16 protein-coding genes are annotated in these 20,425 nt (G+C 43.4%); 10 read left to right on the top strand and 6 right to left on the bottom strand.

What is annotated here, in order from left to right; genetic code table 11:
* Window positions 1–351: 351 nt before the first annotated feature.
* The 3 genes from ACFFAP_RS20630 to ACFFAP_RS20620 all read left to right on the top strand — a co-directional run bounded on the left by ACFFAP_RS20630 (window position 352) and on the right by ACFFAP_RS20620 (window position 1,808).
* Entirely contained in the window at window positions 352–495 is a 144-nt protein-coding gene (locus ACFFAP_RS20630; RefSeq protein WP_375512957.1) for a hypothetical protein, read from the top strand.
* Window positions 496–540: 45 nt separating this feature from the next.
* Complete coding sequence (locus tag ACFFAP_RS20625; RefSeq protein ID WP_375512956.1) at window positions 541–729, top strand: leucine-rich repeat domain-containing protein; 189 nt, start codon at window positions 541–543, stop codon at window positions 727–729.
* 200 nt (window positions 730–929) lie between these two features.
* Complete coding sequence (locus tag ACFFAP_RS20620; RefSeq protein ID WP_375512955.1) at window positions 930–1,808, top strand: peptidoglycan recognition family protein; 879 nt, start codon at window positions 930–932, stop codon at window positions 1,806–1,808.
* Window positions 1,809–1,933: 125 nt separating this feature from the next.
* Here ACFFAP_RS20620 and ribBA read toward each other — a convergent pair whose 3' ends face one another.
* Window positions 1,934–3,607 (bottom strand): bifunctional 3,4-dihydroxy-2-butanone-4-phosphate synthase/GTP cyclohydrolase II, encoded by a 1,674-nt coding sequence (gene ribBA / locus ACFFAP_RS20615; RefSeq protein ID WP_375512954.1) that lies wholly within the window; start codon window positions 3,605–3,607, stop codon window positions 1,934–1,936.
* Window positions 3,608–3,671: 64 nt separating this feature from the next.
* On the bottom strand, window positions 3,672–3,920 hold the full coding sequence (locus ACFFAP_RS20610) for a hypothetical protein (protein ID WP_375512953.1): 249 nt from the start codon (window positions 3,918–3,920) through the stop codon (window positions 3,672–3,674).
* A 19-nt stretch (window positions 3,921–3,939) separates the two neighbouring features.
* On the opposite strand from ACFFAP_RS20610, the gene argC reads away from it, so the two are divergent.
* Complete coding sequence (gene argC, locus ACFFAP_RS20605; protein ID WP_375512952.1) at window positions 3,940–4,998, top strand: N-acetyl-gamma-glutamyl-phosphate reductase; 1,059 nt, start codon at window positions 3,940–3,942, stop codon at window positions 4,996–4,998.
* 76 nt (window positions 4,999–5,074) lie between these two features.
* Here argC and eno read toward each other — a convergent pair whose 3' ends face one another.
* A complete protein-coding gene (eno, locus tag ACFFAP_RS20600) occupies window positions 5,075–6,379 on the bottom strand; it encodes a phosphopyruvate hydratase (protein ID WP_375512951.1) in 1,305 nt (434 codons plus the stop codon).
* 265 nt (window positions 6,380–6,644) lie between these two features.
* Between eno and gloA the strand changes: the two genes are divergently transcribed.
* The 5 genes from gloA to rpmB all read left to right on the top strand — a co-directional run bounded on the left by gloA (window position 6,645) and on the right by rpmB (window position 14,652).
* On the top strand, window positions 6,645–7,079 hold the full coding sequence (gloA, locus tag ACFFAP_RS20595) for a lactoylglutathione lyase (protein ID WP_375512950.1): 435 nt from the start codon (window positions 6,645–6,647) through the stop codon (window positions 7,077–7,079).
* Between the two features lie 822 nt (window positions 7,080–7,901).
* Window positions 7,902–10,571 carry an ATP-dependent chaperone ClpB gene (gene clpB, locus ACFFAP_RS20590; protein WP_375512949.1) on the top strand — a complete coding sequence of 890 codons (2,670 nt, stop codon included), beginning with the start codon at window positions 7,902–7,904 and terminating at the stop codon, window positions 10,569–10,571.
* A gap of 172 nt (window positions 10,572–10,743) precedes the next feature.
* The gene (locus tag ACFFAP_RS20585; protein ID WP_375512948.1) at window positions 10,744–12,099 is read left to right on the top strand and encodes a glycosyltransferase; all 1,356 of its coding nucleotides are present in this window, start codon (window positions 10,744–10,746) and stop codon (window positions 12,097–12,099) included.
* A 133-nt stretch (window positions 12,100–12,232) separates the two neighbouring features.
* The gene (htpG, locus tag ACFFAP_RS20580; RefSeq protein ID WP_375512947.1) at window positions 12,233–14,221 is read left to right on the top strand and encodes a molecular chaperone HtpG; all 1,989 of its coding nucleotides are present in this window, start codon (window positions 12,233–12,235) and stop codon (window positions 14,219–14,221) included.
* A gap of 194 nt (window positions 14,222–14,415) precedes the next feature.
* Window positions 14,416–14,652, top strand: coding sequence for a 50S ribosomal protein L28 (gene rpmB, locus ACFFAP_RS20575; RefSeq protein ID WP_375512946.1), 237 nt, complete (start codon window positions 14,416–14,418; stop codon window positions 14,650–14,652).
* A gap of 758 nt (window positions 14,653–15,410) precedes the next feature.
* Here the strand turns inward: rpmB and ACFFAP_RS20570 are convergent.
* The 3 genes from ACFFAP_RS20570 to ACFFAP_RS20560 form a co-directional block, all read right to left on the bottom strand.
* Window positions 15,411–16,058, bottom strand: a complete 648-nt coding sequence (locus ACFFAP_RS20570) for a Uma2 family endonuclease (protein ID WP_375512959.1) — start codon at window positions 16,056–16,058, stop codon at window positions 15,411–15,413.
* Window positions 16,059–16,392: 334 nt separating this feature from the next.
* The gene (locus tag ACFFAP_RS20565; RefSeq protein WP_375512945.1) at window positions 16,393–17,907 is read right to left on the bottom strand and encodes a M16 family metallopeptidase; all 1,515 of its coding nucleotides are present in this window, start codon (window positions 17,905–17,907) and stop codon (window positions 16,393–16,395) included.
* 45 nt (window positions 17,908–17,952) lie between these two features.
* On the bottom strand, window positions 17,953–19,638 hold the full coding sequence (locus ACFFAP_RS20560; RefSeq protein ID WP_375512944.1) for a M16 family metallopeptidase: 1,686 nt from the start codon (window positions 19,636–19,638) through the stop codon (window positions 17,953–17,955).
* Between the two features lie 149 nt (window positions 19,639–19,787).
* Here ACFFAP_RS20560 and ACFFAP_RS20555 point away from each other — a divergent pair, with 149 nt between their 5' ends.
* On the top strand, window positions 19,788–20,402 hold the full coding sequence (locus tag ACFFAP_RS20555) for a TetR/AcrR family transcriptional regulator (protein WP_375512943.1): 615 nt from the start codon (window positions 19,788–19,790) through the stop codon (window positions 20,400–20,402).
* Window positions 20,403–20,425 lie beyond the last annotated feature (23 nt).

Genomic DNA, 20,425 nt, shown 5'->3' with positions numbered 1-20,425 from the left:
TTAATGAGTCTTTTATACTCGCTGACGAGTCTTTTAGCTCCATTAATGAGTCTTTTATACTCGCTGACGAGTCTTTTAGCTCCATTAATGAGTCTTTGATACTCGCTGACAAGTCTTTGATACTCGTGAATGAGTCTTTGATACTCGTGGACGAGTCTTTTATACTCGTGAATAAGTGAATGTTATTGCAAGGGTTGCGATGTCTACGACGGGCAGCGTCCTATGCACCCTGCTAATTTAAATATTACAGCCGTTTCTTGACAGATAGAACACATTAATTTAGCCCCACTCCCCATAACCTGCGATACACTAATCTGGTAAATATCGCTACAGAGTTGGTGAGGTTTGCAGATGACAAACGAAGAACTGTTGCAAATTATTGAAAAAGCTGCCAGGGAAAAGGTAACGCATCTAGACCTGTCTGGTAAGAAACTGAGCAGCCTGCCGCCAGAAATCAGCCAACTCTCCAACCTGACAACGCTAAACCTCGTATAACAATCAACTCAGCAGCCTGCCGCCAGAAATCTGCAACTCTCCAACTTGACAATGCTAAAGCTCTCTTGGAATCAACTCAGTAGCCTGCCACCAGAATTCAGCCAACTCTCCAACTTAACTGAGCTATACCTCGATAACAATCCACAATTAAGTTCGCCACCGCCTGAAATTGTTGAGCAGGGAACGGAGGCAATTTTGACCTATCTTCGAGCCAGGTTAGAAGGTAAACAATAATATCTTTCTAAGCTGCTAATCGTTTGCTCGTAACAGCACTATTGCAGGGATTATAAACGTATATTTAACTAGAATTAAAGTATTATAGCGATTATTGTTTGGATACCATAGGCGTTAGGGGCGTACAGAAGTGCGCCCCTACAAAAGATACATCAGTTTAGCTATAAATTAATATCTACCGCTTTACGGCTATTAGAAAAATGAGGTTTAAAGACTGGGCGACTAGGGTGCTACTAATCTCGCTGATGTTCATGGCTTTAATTGTAGTGCTGCTAATTGGACGAGCGACAAAATTACACAATAATCCGACAACATCCCATATATCCAATCCACGGGTTATGACCTTCAGTCAATATCCGCAGGTGCAATTTCAATCAGCGAAATACCCAGAAAAGAAATCTCAAAATGTTATCAAGTCCCCAATCAAGATTAACAAGCTTATAGCAAGGTATGTAACCACTCAAGCTTTTGCACAGTACAGACCTAGTTATCAAGTTGCTTCAGTTGACCCAAGTAACTATGGAGAACGGTACGTCCAAGATGTTAACGGCGTTCTTGTCAACAATCAACCAATTATCGTCCTCCATGAAACTGGTTATTCTGCTTCCAGCGCCGTTAATTTCTTTCAAGTAGCCCATACTGATGAAAGTGTACAAGCAAGTTACCACGCTTTAATCAAGTTAGACGGAACAGTGGTTTATCTAGTACCGCCAGAAAAGCGGGCTTTTGGTGCAGCTAACTCAGTATTTGAGAGTTCCGAGGGAGTGGAAACTGTACAGACTAATCCGAATTTACCTGCGTCTGTGAATAATTTTGCTTATCACGTCTCTTTGGAAACACCGCCAGATAGTTATGACGCTAGCAGCCAACAAACCCATAGCGGCTATACGGAGGCTCAATATAATTCTCTTGCTTGGTTAATTGCTCAAAGTCAAGTCCCAGACGATCGCATCACTACCCACCATTTAGTAGACCGTTCTGGTAAAAAAGTTGACCCGATAAATTTTGATGGTAATAAATTTCTGAGCTTACTTAATACTTATCGTCAAATTAAACCAATCTATAGAGTGAGTAAATAATTTAACGTGATTGAGTTTGACAAACCTCTAAGAGCCTTGAACTAAAGTTCAAGTCTGTCCCTCTCCGACTTGAAGAGGGACAGGTTTTGCGTAGTCAAACCTTTTTAGAGGTATATTTAACCAAACTATTTGCTAAAGCTATAAATTTGCTGCGTCTCCAGGCGATCGCTAATCGATGAAGGCAGTGTACCATCTGAAAATGTCTGTCGATCAAGTTGGACTTGTAAATTACTCAAGGGATCACAACCAGAAGAAATCAGAAATTCTATTTTCTGGATATAAGGCAAAGTTGCTAGGTTGTCCAGAATTTGGAAGATAGCCTGTATATAAGGATGGCCATCCTGGCGATACCAATCACAGCTAGCAACTTTTGGCTGATCAAAACCCAAGTGTACTGTCAAAGATGGCTCGTCAAATATAGCGATCGCTAAGGGACGCGCTTCTTCCTGCAACAATAAATCATTACTTTTCGCTAAGTGTCGCAGTTTTTCTAAGCGTTCATAACGTTCCGTCACAGCTTCCGGGTCATCTTGCCAATGGATTGCTACTGTTACTAAATAAGTCTGTAGCAGCATGTGACCCAGCTTTTTCGCCTTTGTCGCCAGGTAATAGGAATTGTAGTCATTGGCCTCAATTAACAATGGAACGCGATCGACTACTTCCATCCCGTAGCCCTTAACTCCAGCAATTTTACGGGGATTGTTAGTAATCAAACGTATCTTTTTAATCCCCAAATCCATGAGCATTTGTGCCCCCATGCCGTAATCTCGCAAGTCAGCCGGAAATCCCAAACGCTCATTTGCCTCTACTGTATCCAGTCCCATATCCTGCAATGAGTAGGCTTTTAGCTTGTTAATCAAGCCGATTCCCCGTCCTTCTTGACGTAGGTATACAACTACACCTTTACCCGCAGATTCAATCATTTTGAGTGCAGCTACAAGCTGCATCCGACAGTCGCAGCGCAAGGAACCTAAAGCATCACCAGTTAAGCATTCTGAGTGCATTCGCACCATCACTGCCTCATCTTTGAAGTTCGCTGGATCGCCCTTGACAATTGCAACGTGTTCTGTATTATCCAGGGTATGGCGGTAGGCGTAAATTTCAAACTGGCCAAATTGACTAGGCAGCTTAGTAATCACCTCACGATACACGAGGCGATCGTGCTGTAGGCGATAACTAATTAAATCAGCAATACTAATGATTTTTAACTTGTGACGTTTCGCATATTCGACTAACTGCTGCAACCGCGCCATTGAACCATCGGAGTTTTGAATTTCACAAATTACTCCTGCTGGGTATAGTCCTGCTAGTCGGGCTAAGTCCACAGCCGCTTCCGTATGTCCTGCGCGTTTGAGTACGCCTCCAGCTTTAGCCCGAATTGGGAAAATATGACCAGGACGACGTAAATCGGTAGCTTTGGTGGCTGGGTTGAGAGTAACCTGAATAGTGCGGGCGCGGTCTTCTGCTGAGATGCCAGTGGTTACACCCAATTCTGGGCCAGCATCAATGCTAACAGTGAAGGCAGTTTGGTTAGTATCTGTAATATTGCTTACCATCAAGGGTAAGTCTAGCTCGTCTAAGCGATCGCCTGTCATTGCCAAACAAATCAGCCCTCTAGCTTCCACCGCCATGAAATTAATTATGTCGGGTGTGGCAAATTGGGCAGCACAAATTAAGTCGCCTTCATTTTCTCTATTTTCATCATCTACCACTACAATGACGCGGCCAGCTTTTAGGTCTGCTAAGGCGGCATCAATCGAATCAAATTTAAAAGCTTGGTTAGTATTAGGCTGTGACACAGAAAGATTTCCAGCTACCAACGTAAATTTTTTTAACAATTTCTTCTTTTAGATTGTAGCTCCTTTATAAGGCAGAGAAGTAGACTAGCAATGATTTGATAAGGTGGCAACAATTTTTGCCATTATAAAGTGCAGCGACAGTAAAAGATGAGGAGGATGAGGGGGATGAGGAGGATGAAGAAAAATTTACTTCCTTTGCTCCCTCATCTCCCCCATCTCCCCCATCTCCACCATCTCCCCGTTTAGGGCGTTTTGTACGCTGTGCATCTAGTCGCTGATATTGTTGATAGCTGATAACGAATTCACCATTCATGGGATAAGGATTTCAGATCATGGGCAAATTTAGACGCGTACCCGTTGGGATTGTTGGCGCGTCGGGCTATGGCGGAGTACAGTTAGTACGGTTACTGATGGATCATCCAGAAGTCGAACTGGTTTATTTAGGCGATGAGAGCAGTATCGGAAAATCCTTCGGGGATCTCTACCCGTATCTGGCTCATGCAACTTCTCTGCTAATAGAAGCAGCAGAACCAGAAATAATTGCTCACCGATGTGAAGTAGTTTTCCTGTCTTTACCAAATGGTCTAGCTTGCCAAATCGCGCCCAAACTGTTGGAAAAAGGATGTATTGTAATAGATTTGAGTGCAGACTATCGGTTTAGTAATTTGACAACTTATACAAATTGGTATGGCATTGAGAGAAGCGATCGCACAATTGCAGCTACAGCAGTTTATGGATTACCAGAACTTTATCGCGATCGCATTGCCGAAGCTCAACTCGTTGGCTGTCCTGGTTCATATGCCACCGCTAGTCTTCTTGCACTTTCGCCACTCTTAAAGCAAGGCTTAATCAGGCCAGAAACAGCTATTATCGATGCCAAATCTGGTACATCTAGCAGTGGACGGCAACCTCAAACTAATTTATTACTAGCTGAAGCAGACAACTCTATAGCAGCTTTCAATATTGGCCGTCACCGTCATACCCCAGAAATTGAGCAAATTTGCAGTGACTTAGCTGGTCACGAACTCATGATCCAATTTACACCGCACCTTATCCCAATGGTACGCGGTATTTTGGCAACGGTATATGCCACAATGAGCGATCCCGGTCTAGTACGAGACGATTTAATCACAATTTTCTCAGCCTTCTACCGCAACTCTCCTTGGGTGAGAGTCTGCGGTAGCGGCGTTTACCCCCAGACCAAATGGGCGAACGGTAGTAATCTTTGTTACATTGGTGTAGAAGCTGACCCGCGCACAGGTCGCGTGATAGTCATGTCAGCAATTGACAATCTAATTAAAGGACAGGCGGGCCAAGCGATTCAGTGTCTAAACCTGATGATGGGCTGGGATGAAACTTTGGGGTTGCCCAAGTTGGGGTTTTATCCGTAAATCAGTTAGGAGTTAGGAGTGATGAATTATGAATTAAAACTCTTAACTCCTAACTCCTAACCCCTAACTCCTAACTCTACTTCGGCCCTAACCCCACAACACCAGCATAAACGGCGCGATCGCCTAGTTCATCTTCAATTCGCAGCAAGCGATTGTATTTTGCTACTCGTTCACTGCGACACAGAGAACCTGTTTTGATTTGACCGGCACGGGTTGCTACGGCTAAATCAGCGATCGTTGTGTCTTCTGTTTCGCCAGAACGATGGCTAATTACTGAACGGATACCGTTACGAGTTGCCAAATCAATTGTTTCTAAGGTTTCGGTGAGAGAACCAATTTGATTGAGTTTAATCAAAATGGCATTAGCGGCTTTTTCCTGGATGCCTCTTTGCAAGCGAGTAGCGTTGGTAACAAACAAGTCATCGCCTACCAATTGCACCCGCGAACCTAACTTCTGGGTGAGCAATTGCCAACTTTGCCAATCTTCTTCGTGCAAGCCATCCTCAATTGATACAATAGGGTATTGGTCAACCAACTGTCCTAAATAATCAATAAATTCAGCCGGGGCGTGAGGTTTACCATCGTAAACATACTGACCATTCTTGTAAAATTCACTAGCGGCTACATCCAACGCCAAAGCTACTTCTTCCCCTGGCTTGTAACCAGCTTTCTTAATGGCAGCAACTAGCAATTCCAAAGCTACCTGATTGGACTCTAGGTTAGGGGCAAAACCGCCTTCATCGCCTACACCAGTGAGCAACCCTTTTTCATCCAACACCTGACTAAGGGTGGCAAACACCTCTGCACCCCAGCGCAATGCTTCCCGGAAGGAAGTTGCGCCAATTGGGACAATCATAAACTCTTGAAAATCCACGTTATTTGATGCGTGTGCGCCACCGTTAATCACGTTCATCAACGGCACTGGTAGCAAATTCGCTAAAGGGCCACCCAAATAGCGATATAGAGGAATTGCTAAAGACTCAGCACCAGCTTTAGCTGCTGCTAGGGAAACCGCTAAAATCGCATTAGCTCCCAAATTGGATTTGTTAGCAGAACCATCTATAGCGATCATTGTCCGGTCTAGCAATTCTTGGTTGAGGGCATTCAAGCCTAACAATTGTGGTGCAAGTGCTTCCTTGACGTTTTGTACTGCTTTGAGTACGCCTTTGCCCCCATAACGGCTTTTATCGCCATCACGCAGTTCATGAGCCTCAAAAGTGCCAGTAGAAGCACCACTGGGAACCTGCGCTAGTCCTACAACACCGTTGGCTAAATGCACTTGGGCTTCAATTGTCGGTCTACCGCGTGAATCAAGAATTTCACGGGCTGCGATCGCCTCAATGGTAGTATCTTCAATGGCAGTATATAGAAATTTACTCATCTGTACTTTCTCCTTTGTTCGAGTGTGTTACACATCCAGTCCATCTGCCTAACCCAATGGCTAGCATAGGCGGTTAAGAGACTTTATTGGCTGAGATTAAAGAAGATTTCCATTATATGGATAGGGATCAACGCCAAAAATGGGTAAGACAATGTTTATCCTGCCCTTTACTTCTTTCCCTGATGGCATTTTTACCTTCAGACTTTGAGCTAGGTAAAATATTGGCAGAGAATAACACTAAATCAATTACAGAGAAAAGGTCAATATGCGATTACTACACACAATGCTACGGGTGGGCAACCTTGAAGAATCCTTAAAGTTCTACTGTGAAGTTCTACGAATGAAATTACTACGCCGAAAAGATTATCCAGGGGGAGAATTTACCCTAGCTTTTGTTGGCTACGGCGACGAAAGCGACAACTCGGTGATAGAACTAACCTACAACTGGGGGGTAGAAAAGTACGAATTTGGTAATGCTTATGGTCACATTGCCCTTGGTGTTGACGATATTTACGCTACGTGTGAGGAAATCCGCAATCAGGGCGGTAAAGTCGTGCGCGAACCAGGGCCGATGAAACATGGTTCGACAGTAATTGCTTTTGTGGAAGATCCAGATGGGTATAAACTTGAACTGATTCAACTGGGAACTCAAGGATCAGCAGTCAAACAGGAATCGCAAGAGCAACTTGTGAGTCAGTAATTTTCATAAGGGTTACAAAAAAATAAATTATCCCCTAGTAGTCCACCACACCAACTTGAATGGATGAATAAGTTTGTAGTAAGGACTTTAGTCCTTGACTTGAGCGCTCAAGCTCTCACTACAAACTAAGTATTGTTATCTTGCCAGAGTATTAGGGTGGAATGTCACTTACTTAAGCTGGATTTAGATTCCCCACTTCTTGAAGAAATCGGGGATCTGGGCAGCAAGTTTTGCTCAAGAGATATATTTGAAAAGTTGAAGCAGACGGGGGAGATTGATTCTTCCTGCACATTGGCTGCCATCTCATCCAGGTAAACCCAGATGCGCGATACTTTTCGCTTTTTGCCTCCCCTTTTTAGGCGGGTTAGGGGAACTTCTGTGCGTAAATTTTATTAGTATTACCCGCATACTGTCGTTGATGAGCAACACTAATAGCGACGCCGAATAGCCCGTCGTAGACATCGCTCCAATATTACTATTTGGTAAAGTCCGTTCAGAACAGTGTTTTCGTTTTAAATTAGAAAATAGGTAATGGATTAAACTATCACTAATTACCAAGCCAACAATTGCCACTGGAGATACACGCGGATATACGCTCAGAATGTTTGGATAATTAGGGACTAGGGAAGAGTTTTCCAATACCCAGTCCCCAATACTTCGGCTTACCTCGGCTTCGCCCAACTCTTAGAGAGGCTTCGCCCTAAGCGTAGCTATGCCGCAGGCTTTACGGCTACGCTCAGGACAGACCCGGCACAAGTTGCTCAGTACAAGTCCCCAGTCCCCAAGCCCTAAACTAAAAATCAAAATTCCAAAATTATAAAGATGCAACCTACAGATCCAAATAAATTTACTGATAAAGCCTGGGAAGCGATTGTTAAATCTCAGGATATAGTCCGGGCTTATCAACAACAGCAACTAGATGTTGAACATTTAGTTATCGCCCTGTTAGAAGAACCCACTAGTCTAGCAATACGTATCCTGGCTCGATCTGAGGTTGATCCAATCCGATTGCAACAGCAGCTAGAAGCTTTTACCCAACGTCAGCCGAAAGTTGGTAAAAGCGATCAGCTTTACCTTAGCCGCAATTTAGATATTTTATTAGACCGAGCCGAGGAAGCTAGAGCCAGGATGAAAGATTCCTACATTTCCGTGGAACATATACTCTTGGCTTTTGCTGAAGACGATCGCGTTGGACGAAAGATACTCAAAGGCTTTAGTGCGGATGCAGCTAAACTAGAAGCTACTATCAAAGCCATTCGCGGTAGCCAAAAGGTAACAGATCAAAGCCCAGAATCCCGCTATGAAGCCTTACAAAAATTTGGCCGAGATTTGACAGAACAGGCAAAATCTGGAAAACTCGACCCGGTGATTGGGCGGGACGACGAAATTCGGCGGGTAATTCAAGTATTGTCTCGTCGGAGCAAAAATAACCCTGTATTAATTGGTGAACCTGGAGTAGGAAAAACTGCGATCGCAGAAGCTTTGGCACAGCGGATGGTAAATGGTGATGTTCCCGAATCTCTGAAAAACCGCCAACTCATCTCTTTAGATATGGGCAGTTTGATTGCTGGAGCCAAATTGCGAGGAGAATTTGAAGAACGCCTGAAAGCAGTCCTCAAGGAAGTTACGGAATCTAACGGTCAAATCGTCCTGTTTATTGACGAATTGCATACTGTAGTCGGCGCCGGTTCCACTCAACAAGGGGCAATGGATGCGGGAAATTTACTTAAACCAATGCTGGCGCGGGGAGAACTGCGTTGCATTGGCGCTACTACCCTCGACGAGTTCCGCAAACACATAGAGAAAGACGCCGCCTTAGAACGCCGCTTTCAACAAGTATTTGTGGATCAGCCAAGTGTGGAAAATACTATTTCCATTCTCCGGGGATTGAAAGAACGCTATGAAGTGCATCACAACGTCAAAATTTCTGATTCGGCTTTGGTAGCAGCAGCAACTCTGTCAGCGCGTTACATTAGCGATCGCTTTTTGCCAGATAAAGCCATTGATTTAGTGGATGAGGCAGCAGCACAGTTGAAAATGGAGATTACCTCCAAACCAGCAGAATTGGAAACCATTGATCGCCGCCTCATGCAGTTAGAAATGGAAAAGCTGTCATTAGCTGGTGAAGAAAAGGGTATCCCCCAAACGAAAGAGCGTTTGCAGCGAATTGAGCAAGAAATCGCCAGTTTAACGGGAAAACAGAAAATATTTAATGAGCAATGGCAAGGTGAAAAGCAGATATTGGAGGCGATAAGCGCCTTAAAGAAAGAAGAAGATGCACTGCGAGTGCAAATTGAACAGGCGGAACGTGCTTATGATCTGAATAAAGCTGCCCAACTGAAATATGGCAAATTGGAGGGAGTACAGCATGATCGCGAAGCCAAAGAAGCGAGCCTTTTAGAAATTCAAAACCAAGGTTCCACGTTACTGCGAGAACAAGTCACTGAAGCTGATATTGCGGAAATCGTTGCTAAATGGACAGGAATTCCTGTCAATCGCCTGTTGGAATCAGAACGGCAAAAATTACTGCAACTAGAAAGTCATTTACATCAACGAGTTATTGGGCAAGAAGAGGCTGTAGAAGCAGTAGCAGCCGCAATTCGCCGCGCCCGTGCGGGGATGAAAGACCCCTCTCGTCCCATTGGTTCATTTTTGTTCATGGGCCCCACTGGTGTGGGTAAAACTGAACTCGCCCGCGCTTTAGCTCAGTTTCTCTTTGATTCTGATGATGCATTGGTGCGCTTGGATATGTCTGAGTATATGGAAAAACACTCAGTTTCTCGCCTTGTGGGAGCGCCTCCAGGATATGTAGGATATGAAGAAGGCGGTCAACTTTCCGAGGCGATTCGCCGCCGTCCTTACTCAGTGGTGCTGTTGGATGAAGTCGAAAAGGCGCACCCCGATGTGTTCAATATTTTGTTGCAGGTGTTAGATGATGGGAGAATTACTGACTCTCAGGGGAGGACGGTAGATTTTCGTAACAGCGTTATTGTCATGACCAGTAACATTGGTAGCGAACATATCTTGGATGTATCTGGTGATGATTCCAAGTATGAAACAATGCGGAAGCGGGTAATGGAAGCTTTGCGATCGCATTTCCGCCCAGAATTTCTCAACCGTGTCGATGACATTATTCTCTTCCATACCCTAAATCGCACGGAAATGCGGCAGATCATCCGTATTCAACTCAAGCGGGTAGAAAATCTCCTGCGCGAGCAAAAAATCTTCTTTGAGATATCCCAATCTGCCTGTGATCACCTTGTCGAATCAGGCTACGACCCAGTTTACGGTGCCCGTCCACTCAAACGGGCAATTCAGCGAGAAGTAGAAAACCCCCTCGCCACCAAGTTATTGGAAAATACTTTTATCTCTGGAGACACGATTATCATTGATAAAAATGAAAATGGTCTGTCTTTTAGCAAAAAAGTGCTGGTGAAGGTATCAATGCCGCAAACTACTGTCAAGTTGGTTAAGTCAGCACCAGAATCGTAAAAGTTAATACACCGTCAATAAGATGCAAATAAAACTAGATCGCCCTATTTTTCTGATTCGTCAGGTGAGAATGGGCGATCTAGTTTGTATTTGAGTACAGATATTACTGGGTAATTCACAATACAGCTAATAAAATAGCAAGAGCAGATTTCCTGTCCTGGAGATTCCTATTATGAAAGTAATCCAAGCTCTTGCTCGTTATTTCCCAGATAAATGTGGTGGTATTCAAGTAAACCTCAACGATTTACTGCCAAAATTGCGTTCGTCGTATGAAATTGATATCCAGATAGCAGCAGCTAAAAACGGTTCTCTACATGATGAGACTTACAAGTACAACGATGTAGAAGTTTATCGATATCCTGTATTCCCTGTACCTAAAACACAACCGAATCACGGTCAATTTCCTCATGGAAAATTTGAAGATTTTGCTAATTGGCTATCTCACCAAAAAGCAGACATCTACCATCAGCACCATTGGGAAGTATCTTGTGGATTGCCTCATCTACGTTTTGCAAAAGAATTAGGCTTGTCAACGGTAGTAACAATCCATTATCCTCTACCCTTATGCCAGCGAACTACTTTGATGTTCAATGGACAACAGGCTTGTGATGGCAAAATAGATGTGGTGCGTTGTTCCCAGTGTGCTGATAATTTGAGCAGAAAGCTACCTGCTGCAATGGTAAAAGGTTTTAGCTATCTGCCCATGCCGATTTTGAGCCGCGTAGGGTTGCCTGTCAGTGCCTATCTTCCTGCAACAGTTGCCGAGGGCAACTTAGGACAGTTTGTGCGTCCTTTTGTGATACCTGGTTATGTTACTGCCCGCAAAAAAAGTCTGCTAGAAATGGCAAAATTTGCTGACCGCATTATAGCAGTGTGTGATTGGCTTTATGAAGCTCTACTGATTAACGGCATTCCTGAAAAAAAACTCGAACTCTCTCGATACGGAAGTTTATTAGCTACACAAGAAAAATCGACACAGGTAAAACAGCAATCTGGCACTTTAAAAGTAGTTTTTTTAGGACGCTGGGATATATATAAAGGTATTGATATCTTAGTCCAAGCAGTTAAAGATTTACCTGCGGTGATTCCCATTGAATTGATAATTCATGGCATAGCGCAAGATGAACGATATCGCAAAACTTTATTTAACCTGATTGACAATGACCCTCGAATTCGTGTAGAGAAACAACTAACTAGAGTTGAACTTCCCCAGGCTCTAGCGAATTACGACATCCTAGCTGTACCTTCCCAATGGCTAGAAACTGGGCCAATAGTAGTCTTAGAAGCCCATGAAGCCGGCCTCCCTGTAATTGGTTCTAATTTGGGGGGTATTGCGGAACTCGTAAAACATGGCATTGATGGTTGGTTAGTACCTGCTAATGATACTAAGGCTTGGACTGAAGCTTTGCGGCAGTTAGCAACGGATGCAAATTTACTGTCCCAATTGCGCCAAGGTATTAAACCTGTTCGCACGCTAGATATGCAAGCTACAGATTTAGTAGACATATATAACAAATTGCAACAGTAGTTTATACAGCATTTGGGCTTGATAGTAGTGAAATCCGAATAAAATAAAGAGGCATTCCTGACCTCAAAATAATTGAAAATCGCGGAAAATTGATCTTCAGAATTATTTCTGCAACTAAAATAGGCGGATAACCATGCTAGAACAAGGCACTATCAGTATTCATACTGAGAATATTTTCCCGATCATTAAGAAATCGCTTTACTCAGATCACCAAATCTTCTTGCGGGAACTGGTATCCAACGCTGTAGACGCCATCCAAAAGCTGAAAATGGTATCCCGCGCTGGAGACTACGCTGGAGATATCGGCGAACCAGAAATTGAAATTGCCATTGACAAAGATAAGAAAACTCTCTCCATCTCCGATAATGGTATCGGGATGACCGCAGATGAAGTTAAGAAATATATCAATCAAGTTGCCTTCTCTAGTGCTGAAGAATTTATTCATAAGTATGAAGGCAAATCAGATCAACCCATAATCGGCCACTTCGGTCTTGGTTTTTACTCTTCCTTCATGGTGGCGCAAAAGGTAGAGATTGATACACTGTCATATCAAGAAGGGGCGCAGGCGGTTCACTGGACTTGCGATGGTTCGCCAGCTTTTACCCTAGAAGAATCGCCACGAACAACTCGCGGCACTACTATTACTCTCAGCCTGCAAGGAGAAGAGGAAGAATTTTTAGAGCAGGCACGGATTAAGAATCTTGTCAAGACCTACTGCGACTTCTTGCCAGTACCAATTAAACTTGATGGCGAAGTAGTAAATAAGCAAAAAGCACCGTGGCGAGAGTCTCCGAGTAATCTGAGTCAAGAAGATTATTTAGAGTTTTACCGCTACTTGTATCCTTTTCAGGAAGAACCTCTGTTGTGGGTACATTTAAATACAGACTATCCCTTTATCATTAACGGGATTCTGTATTTCCCTAAAATGAGGCCGGATGTAGATGTTACTAAAGGGCAGATCAAGCTATTTTGCAATCAAGTTTTTGTTAGCGACAACTGCGAAGAAATTATCCCGCAATTTCTGATGCCAATGCGGGGTGTGATTGATAGTACCGATATTCCCCTGAACGTATCGCGCAGTGCATTGCAAGGCGATCGCACCGTGCGGAGAATCGGTGATTACATTGCAAAAAAAGTAGGCGATCGCCTCAAAGAACTTTTCCGCGACAACCGCGAACAATACATTAGCGCCTGGAAGGATCTTGGTACTTTTGTGAAATTCGGCGTTCTCAACGACGAGAAATTCAAAAAACAAATTGAAGATATTATCGTCTTCCGCACCACCGCCAAGCTGACAGAAAAAGTTGCTGCTGAAACTCCAGTAATTGAAGTACAGTCTTCAGACGGGGATGCTTGGCAAGATGTGACTCCTTCACCCAGTTCTGAGAACTCAACACCCAGCGCTCCTTACACCACACTCAAAGAGTATCTAGAACGTAACAAAGAACGTAACGAAAACCGGGTTTTCTACAGCACTGATGAAGCAACCCAAGCTACATATATAGAACTGCATAAAAATCAAGGCTTGGAAGTCCTGTTTATGGACTCCTTCATCGACACCCACTTTATCAACTTCCTAGAGCGGGAATATCAGGACGTTAAGTTTACACGGGTGGACTCCGACTTAGATAATACCCTGCTGGAACAAGACAAAGCTACGGAAATTGTTGATCCCAAGACGAACAAAACTCGGAGTGAGACTATCAAAGAGTTATTTGAGAAATCCCTCAACAAACCCAAACTCAACATCCGCACCGAAGCTTTGAAATCAGACGATCCTCATGGGACACCACCTGCGATCGTGCTTCTACCAGAGATTCTCCGCCGTATGCGAGAAATGAACGCCATGATGCAGCAGCAGACAGTAGATTTTCCCGAAGATCACGTTTTGCTAGTGAATACTGCTCACCCGTTGATTCAAAATCTGGCAAATCTTAACCAAGGTAGTATTATTCAAGGTGACGGTCAATCACCTACAGATCAGTTAGTGAACTTGATTTGCCAACATGTCTATGATTTAGCGCTGATGTCTCAAAAAGGATTTGACGCTGAGGGGATGAAATCCTTCGTCGAGCGATCCAACGAGGTACTCACCAAGCTAACGGAACAAGCTAGTAAATAGTGCTGAGTGCTGTTAGCGGATAGCTAAGGTTGAGCCAGTGCTGAGTGCTGAGTCAGGAGTACAGACGCGATTAATCGCGTCTGTACAGGAGTTAGGAGTTATTTCTCCCCTGCTCTCATCTCCTTTCCTACTTCTGTTGTCTAAGACCTAAAATGGAAAGGCTGTATTAAAATAACAATCTGGAGATACTTGCTATGTCGCGTCGCTGTGAACTAACTGGTAAGAAGGCAAATAACGCCTTTGCTGTTTCCCACTCCCACCGCCGTACTAAACGCCTTCAGCACGCTAATCTGCAAAACAAGCGTATTTGGTGGGAAGGCGGAAATCGCTGGGTGAAGTTAAAGCTGTCTACCAAAGCAATCAAAACCCTACAAATTAATGGGTTAGAAGCAATGGCAAAAGAAGCTGGCATTAACCTGAATCATTACTAAGTAATGTATGATTTATATAACCTGAGGCTTTCGTAAGGTGGAATACAGGTGATTTGTAGGAGCGTACAGCTAGCTGTGCGCCTCTACTGGTTATTACATATTGAGTAATAGTAGTGCATCAAGTTTAAATTGATGGATAAGCAAGTTCGTAGTAAGGACTTTAGTCCTGATGTTCTAAGCACGCTTTGTGCTTACTACAAACTTTTCATTACTAACTTAGACATTGTAGTAGTGGTTCATGTCATTAGACCTCTTGCAAAATAATTCATGGTACAATAAAAGGTTTTAAAAATATGCTTTCTATCTCAATCAGACATACTAATGAGGTAACATAGGTTCTCAGTATAGATTTTGATATGCATTTTTTATAAAACTCTTGATGATACCACAAAATAATTATGCAATAGGTCTATTAATTTTTAGGGGTAAAAAGTTCGTAGTAAGGACTTTAGTCCGAGATTTTTAAGTACGCTTTGTGCTTACTACGAACTCATCAAAATTAATGACACAGACCAGTAGGCTTTCTATATTTTGAATACCGATGGCAGCAACAGAGAAATATGTATTTATTACACTACGGATAAAATCGAGTGTCTCTGAAGAAAGATGCTTACCAGTTCTTTTCTTTTTCATAACTAAAGCTAGGTGGCTCTGTACCCAAAATTAATTACGAATTACGTTAGCGTAGTAGCGTTAGCGAGTCAGAGGCTCCTGCGTCGCTAACGCTGCGCTATCGAGCGTCATTACGAATTATTCAGTCATAGCTGTTGTATCTGCTTTCGTACCCAAAGACGAAAAGCCTTGAGCGTTTCATTTCTGCCTGCTGTTGTACTTTGCTCCAGATATTGGGGAATCGTTTCAATTAGTTTAAATTTAGGAAAATTTAGGCTTTGTTGAGACTCTACATAATGCCCGTCTAGCAGAACATTAATTTGGAGCTTTCCTTTATCAAAACGCCAAAGCTCAGGTACTTTTAAAGCTTCATAGATATTAGGATGAGTACGAGAAGTAATATCAACTTCTAGAGCTAAATCTGGAGGAGGGTCTACTGTTAAATCTAGTCGCTTCTTGCCGCGAATCTTGGATTCATTTTTTATATAGAAACACTGATCAGGTTCTATAGCTTGAGCCATTACTTGGTTTTTGAAAGTGGTAGAACCAAGACATCTAAACTCAATATCTAATTCTTCCAAAAGCGCTTTGACTAAATCGCTAATAATTTCTTTATCGTCTTCATGTTCTGGCAGTGGTGCCATAATCTCCAGTATTCCCCTGTCATAAGCAATTCGTGCAGCACGATGCTCTCCTAAATCTTCTAGAATTGTTTCCAATTCCTGCCAGGTTACATCTCGCAGTAACACCCTTTGCCCTGGTGGAACATGGATGCGCTTTAATTCCAACAACATCATCTGCACTCCCAGTAGCTCAAATCTAAATTTAGCTTACTCCAGTTGATGCGACAATTGTTTGCTGCTTCATCACTAAATTATCGGATGCTTGGACACGCAGCAGTTAGTCGTCGGATCGCGCCTGCTTAAAAATCCCTTTATTGAAGTGTATGGGGCGATCGCTCCTAAAAAAGCGTAATTAAAAAAAAACCTCTGGAAACTCCAGAGGCTTTGGTTCCTGATTTAGTTTCTACTGCTTACTACAATTTGTCCTCAGTCATTTCCCGATAATGAAGGAAATTATTTCATTTAAGTAGTTACTTAAGTATTTGTGAACGCCGATTACCAAGGATTAATTCTTTGCCTGTGGCTGCGAACCAGGAATCGTTACATCTATTGGTGTCACCTTTGCTGCTAGCTGCGTCAATGGCGGTTTAATAGCAGTTTGATTACCCACCACTAGAGTCACGATCTTTTCTGGCTTGAGGTATTCTCGTGCTACTCGTTGCACATCAGCAGCTGTGGTGGCGGCGACGGCTTTTTGATAGCGAAAGAGAAAATCAGCAGGATAGCCGTAATATTCGTATCGCATCAACCGTGATAAGGTTTGGCTGGGGTCTTGAAAGTTGAATACAAAGGAGTTGAGTGTAGACTCTTTCGCAAAAGCCAGTTCTTTTGCTGTTACTCTTTGAGTTTGGATGCGCTTGATTTGATCTTGTAAGGCTTTGACAAACTGGACGGTAGCATCCGATCGCGTTTGTCCACCAGCAATAAACATGCCAGGATAGTCGTAGCGGGGACTCCACTGGCCATAGACAGAGTAAGCTAAACCTTGACGCGATCGCACTTCATTAAATAAGCGTCCACCAAATCCACTTAACACCCCATTCAATACATCCAGCGCCGGATAATCAGGATTGTCAAACCGTCCGCCTAAATGTCCGAGAAGCACACTACTTTGCGTCAATTGTGGCTGATTGACAAAAAAGACTCCACCTGCATTAGCTGGCGAAACATTTGGTAATTTGGGTTTAGCAATACCTGGGTTGCGGTTCCAGTCGCCAAAGTTAGTTTGAATCAGCGATCGCATTTTCTTGGTGTCAAAATCCCCCACAATCCCTAAAATCATATTATTGGGGTGGAAATATTGCTGATAAAACTTGAGCAAATCCTCACGCTCAACCTGATCCACCGTTGCATACTCTATCGTGCGAGAGTATGGACTATCTTTCCCATAGATCAATTTCTTAAATTCTCGACTAGCTATACTATCTGGATCGTCATTGCGACGAGCAATGCCACCCTTAGCTTGTGTCTTAGCTAAGTCTAGCTTTTCTTGAGCAAATACTGGCGATCGCAGCACCTCGGCAAACAGCCCAAACACCGTTTCTAAATCTTCACTGAGTGCGTCAAAGCTAGCACCACCTGAAGCTTCACCAATACTAGCTTCCACAGATGCCGCCCGTTGTTCTAATATCTCGTTTAGTTCATCACCCGAATGCTTCTTAGTTCCCCCGGTTCGCATCACCGCGCCTGTAAAACCAGCTAAACCGACTTTCTGCTGTGGTTCCAAGCGATTTCCTGTCCGCACAAACACCGTCCCATTCACCAACGGTAATTCGTGATCCTCCATCAAATAGACAACCAAGCCGTTTTGGAGAACAAATCGCTCATACTTGGGTAACTTAATCTCTGGTAGCGGTGGTAACTGCAACTCTGTATAATGCTTTGCCTCAGTCGTCGCCGCTAGGGAAAAATTACAAGTTAAAAGTAAACACGCAAAAACACCAACCAAAGCATAAATAAGCCCCTTTCGATTTTGAATCTTGAACATCCGCCTTTTATCCTTCACCTTATACCTCTGCATATTTCTCTACCTTTGCGCCCTCTGCGCCTCTGCGGTTCGTTTTTCTTAAGCTTCTTTCGACAACAGCTTACCAATCGTGCGATTTTCCGGCGTAAACGTCTCCTTTGCCACCCGCACAATATCAGCCGTTGTCACCGCCGAAATATCATCTAACTGCTTAAACAAATTCCGCCAAGAGCCAGTTTTTACCTCATATTCCAACAATTGTTGAGCCATCCCCATATTTGAATCAAGGGTGCGTAACAAACCTGCCCGTGCTTGGGTTTTCACCCGTTCCAAATCAACCATTGCTACAGGCTCAGTTTTCAATTTGTCAATTTCTTGGCGCAAAGCCACCGCTAACTCATCAACTGTATGACCAGGAGCCGTGAGAGCATAGAATAACATCAGGTTTGGGTACTTATCTCCAGGAAAACCGCTAAAACCTTGGGCATTTAGCGCCAAACGTTGTTTTTCTACCAAAGACTTATACAACCGTGACGTGCGCCCATCACTTAATAAACTGCCAATGATTTCATAGACGGCATTATCTGGATGAGTAATTGTCGGACGATGATAACCTTCTAAATACCAAGGTTGAGAAGGTAGTTGTAAAGTAACTTCCTGGGTTTGTTGTTGTGGCGGTTCTACCGGGATTTTTTCAACAGCTTTGGTTTTTGCTTGATAGCGACCAAAATAAGTTTGCGCCAGTTTTTTTACCTGAGTCGGGTTAACATCTCCGACAATGGCAATGGTCAAATTACTTGGTACGTAGTGAGTATCAAAAAACTTTTGGACATCTTCTGGTGTCAGATTGCGGATGTCTTCGTCATAACCAATCACCGGACGGCGGTAGGGATGAACTTTGTAAGCAGTATCAATAAATTTCTCCAACATCAGTCCAATGGGTGAATTTTCCACCCGCATGCGTCGCTCCTCTAAAATTACATCTTTCTCTTTATAAAACTCACGACGAATTACAGGATCAAGAAATCGTTCCGACTCTAGCGACATCCAAAGTTCCAGCTTATTAGCAGGAAAACTGTACAAATAACGGGTGGCTTCGGTTGAAGTATTGGCATTTAAACCCACACCTCCGGCTTGTTCGACAATTTGCCCCAATTCGTTTTGCTTGACAAGCTTGGCTGCTTGCGTTTCCACTTGCTTAAACTCAGCTTCTAACCGAGCAACCTCATCTTTTTTGCCATCGGCTTTTGCTGTTTTAATTTGGCCATCCAATCGTTCTAAGGTTTCTAATAAAGGTTTTTCTGCCTTGTAGTCTTCTGTACCAATGCGCGTTGTCCCTTTAAACGCCAAATGTTCCAAAAAGTGAGCTACACCAGTTTTGCCATCTGGCTCATCCACACCACCGACATTGGCATAAGTAATAAAAGAAACTACAGGCGCTTGATGTCGTTCCAAGACAATGAATTTTAGACCATTGTCGAGGCGAAACTCTGTTAACTCCTTGATAACTCGATTCAGATAAGGTTGGATCGAACTTTCAACTGTTGGAGTTTGAGTTTTTGTAGGTTGCTGCACTCTTTGGGGAGGGGGTGCAGTCTGAGTTTGAGCCAGAGCAATTTCTGGCAGCAATCCCCACCAGAAAACGATCAAAGCCAACAAAGCGACAAACAACCGCCCTAATATGATAGATACTTTATCTGAGCAATCCAAAATCGTTCGATGGTTCCTGAGCGAAGTCAAAGTCCCCAATCTAAAATCTAAAATTGACCGACTGATCTGGTTCATAAGCAAAAATTAAGATAAAGTTACACTACCTAAAAAACTAGGTACTTAGCAAAAAGACATTAATCTTGTATTAAGCTTGTTAGGCTTTTTTACTTGACGTTAGACAATAATGCTACAAATCCTGTTCCGCAAATTTCACCATAACTGTTATGCGAGTTTTTAATTCTTCCCCACCCTCAGAGGCTCAGACGCGCACCCGGATTTTACAGGCAGCACAACGATTGTTCGCCGCTCAGGGATTTGACGGCACTACCACCCGCGATTTAGCACAGGCCGCAGGTGTAGCTGAAGGCACTCTATTTCGTCATTTTGCCAATAAAAAGGCAATTTTGGTGGAAGTAGCGACGAGTGGATGGGTGGAGATTCTCACAGATTTGCTGACAGAATTAAGTGAAATGGGCAGCTATAAAGCTGTAGCTCAGGTGATGCGTCGCCGGATGTGGAACTTCCAAAAAAATGCCGATTTAATGCGCGTTTGTTTTATGGAAGTGCAGTTTCACCCCGACTTGCGCGATCGCATTCAATTAGAAGTCATTACCAAAATGAGCGACGTGGGCGAAGCATTCTTTCAAACAGCGATGGATAAAGGCATTTATCGCCAAATGGACGCCAAGCTGGTAGCCAAAGTTTTTTTAGGAATGTTTGCGATCGCAGGTTTTTCCAACAACACCCTCATGGAACCTAACGCCTCCCCCCAACAAATGCAGGAAATGGCAGAAGGACTCGCTGATATCTTCCTTAATGGTGTTTTAGCTAAAGATTAGGGATTGGGGATTGGGGATTGGGG

The sequence above is a fragment of the uncultured Nostoc sp. genome (genome assembly GCF_964245575.1).
Lineage (GTDB): Bacteria > Cyanobacteriota > Cyanobacteriia > Cyanobacteriales > Nostocaceae > Nostoc.
This window is presented reverse-complemented; position numbering and strand designations above follow the sequence as displayed.

Bases quoted from the DNA above. Each gene is read 5' to 3' on its own strand.
- ACFFAP_RS20555 (WP_375512943.1), top strand. From the start codon at position 19,788: ATGCGAGTTTTTAATTCTTCCCCACCCTCAGAGGCTCAGACGCGCACC.
- clpB (WP_375512949.1), top strand. From the start codon at position 7,902: ATGCAACCTACAGATCCAAATAAATTTACTGATAAAGCCTGGGAAGCG.
- argC (WP_375512952.1), top strand. From the start codon at position 3,940: ATGGGCAAATTTAGACGCGTACCCGTTGGGATTGTTGGCGCGTCGGGC.
- ACFFAP_RS20610 (WP_375512953.1), bottom strand. From the start codon at position 3,920: ATGAATGGTGAATTCGTTATCAGCTATCAACAATATCAGCGACTAGAT.
- ACFFAP_RS20570 (WP_375512959.1), bottom strand. From the start codon at position 16,058: ATGTTGTTGGAATTAAAGCGCATCCATGTTCCACCAGGGCAAAGGGTG.
- ACFFAP_RS20630 (WP_375512957.1), top strand. From the start codon at position 352: ATGACAAACGAAGAACTGTTGCAAATTATTGAAAAAGCTGCCAGGGAA.
- ACFFAP_RS20620 (WP_375512955.1), top strand. From the start codon at position 930: ATGAGGTTTAAAGACTGGGCGACTAGGGTGCTACTAATCTCGCTGATG.
- ACFFAP_RS20560 (WP_375512944.1), bottom strand. From the start codon at position 19,638: ATGAACCAGATCAGTCGGTCAATTTTAGATTTTAGATTGGGGACTTTG.
- gloA (WP_375512950.1), top strand. From the start codon at position 6,645: ATGCGATTACTACACACAATGCTACGGGTGGGCAACCTTGAAGAATCC.
- ACFFAP_RS20565 (WP_375512945.1), bottom strand. From the start codon at position 17,907: ATGCAGAGGTATAAGGTGAAGGATAAAAGGCGGATGTTCAAGATTCAA.
- htpG (WP_375512947.1), top strand. From the start codon at position 12,233: ATGCTAGAACAAGGCACTATCAGTATTCATACTGAGAATATTTTCCCG.
- ACFFAP_RS20585 (WP_375512948.1), top strand. From the start codon at position 10,744: ATGAAAGTAATCCAAGCTCTTGCTCGTTATTTCCCAGATAAATGTGGT.
- eno (WP_375512951.1), bottom strand. From the start codon at position 6,379: ATGAGTAAATTTCTATATACTGCCATTGAAGATACTACCATTGAGGCG.
- rpmB (WP_375512946.1), top strand. From the start codon at position 14,416: ATGTCGCGTCGCTGTGAACTAACTGGTAAGAAGGCAAATAACGCCTTT.